We start from the raw sequence: 1,776 nt of genomic DNA, 5'->3' as shown, positions 1-1,776 counted from the left end.
CTAAGGGAAGTAAAATACGGCTTGGATGATAAAGATTATCTTTATGAGGTTCATATATTAAAATAAAAAAGGATAGGGTATTGACAAAAAAGCTTTATATCGAGACTCTTGGCTGCGCTATGAACGTAAGGGATTCTGAACATATAATAGCCGAACTTAAAGATAAGGAGAATTTCGATTTAACGGACAATATAAAAGAGGCCGATCTTATACTTATTAACACCTGTTCAGTTAGAGAAAAACCGGTCCATAAGCTCTTTTCCGAGATAGGATATTTTAATAAAGTAAAAAAAGAGGGAGCTAAAATAGGCGTGTGCGGTTGCACCGCGAGTCACCTTGGAGAAGAGATCATAAAAAAGGCTCCTTATGTAAGTTTTGTTCTTGGAGCGAGAAACGTTTCTAAAATATCAAAAATAATCCACAAAGAAAAAGCGGTCGAAGTAGATATAGATTATGACGAGAGCACATACGCTTTTAGCGATTTTAGGAGTTCTTTATATAAAGCTTTTATAAATATTTCCATCGGATGCGATAAAAAATGCACCTTTTGTATAGTTCCAAATACGAGGGGAGAGGAGATCTCTATCCCTCCTGATCTTATCTTAAACGAGGTTAAAAAAGCCGTTCAAACCGGAGCAAAAGAGATATTTTTGCTGGGACAAAACGTAAATAACTATGGAAGAAGATTTTCGGGATATGATAAAAAGATAAACTTTACTCAGCTACTTAGACTTGTTAGCGAGGTTGATGGTGTTGAGAGGATTAGATTTACCTCTCCTCACCCTCTGCATATGGATGACGAGTTTTTGGAGGAGTTCGCTAACAATCCAAAAATATGCAAATCTATGCATATGCCTTTACAAAGCGGAAGCACAAAAGTATTGAGAGATATGAAAAGAGGTTATACCAAAGAGTGGTTTTTAGATAGAGCTTTTAAACTAAGAGAGATGGTAAAAGATGTTCATATCTCCACAGATATTATAGTAGGATTTCCTGGAGAGAGCGAAGAGGATTTTGAAGAGACTATGGACGTAGTAAAAAAGGTAAAATTTGAACAGATTTTTAGTTTTAAATACTCTCCAAGACCTTTAACTCCCGCAAAAGATTATAAAGACCAAGTCCCGCAAGACATAGCTAGCGATAGGCTTGAGAGACTTCAAAAGCTTCATTTTGAGATATTGGATGAGATTAGTAAAGAGGAGATGGGAAGAGTTTATAAAGTGTTTTTTGAGGAGTTAAAACCAAACGGATATGTTGCTGGAAGAAGCGACAACAACTGGATAATCAAAGTAAAAGGAAGCGAAGAGCTCCTTGGAAAGTTTGCTAACGTGAAGATAACAAAAACCGGAAGACTCTCTTTAGAAGGGGAGATTGTTTATATGAAGTAAGAAAGTGAGAAAGTTAGAGAGTGAAAAAGTTAAAAAGTGGGAATGAAATTTAGTAATTTCCAATGCCCAATTCCCCTTTACCAATATCTAATGTCCAATGTCCAATGTCAAAATTGGTTAAAATAGTTGAGTGGTTGAGTAGTTAGGTGAAAGGCTGAAGGGAGAAGGGAGAAGGGGGTAAGGGGGTAAGGTGGTAAGAGTCAAAATGATGAGAGAGGGCTCAATTCACAATTCCCAATTCCAAATTCCAAATTCCCAATCTCAAGGTAATATATGAATAAAGAGAAAAAACGCAAAATTCTCTCCGCTATTATTCCGCCTATCGGGGCATTATTGATACGTCTTATATATCTAACTTGCAAAAAAGAGTTTAAAATACCCTCTTCTT

At 36.2% G+C, this 1,776-nt stretch carries 1 protein-coding gene; it reads left to right on the top strand.

Annotated features, from left to right (window positions below; translation table 11 throughout):
• Positions 1-80 precede the first annotated feature (80 nt).
• A complete protein-coding gene (miaB, locus tag AC30RD_RS08970) occupies positions 81-1,388 on the top strand; it encodes a tRNA (N6-isopentenyl adenosine(37)-C2)-methylthiotransferase MiaB (RefSeq protein ID WP_489494179.1) in 1,308 nt (435 codons plus the stop codon).
• Positions 1,389-1,776 lie beyond the last annotated feature (388 nt).

Source organism: Nitrosophilus sp. (assembly GCF_982775275.1).
The sequence above is the reverse complement of the archived record's forward strand: the minus strand, read 5'-3'. Positions and strand labels throughout refer to the sequence as shown.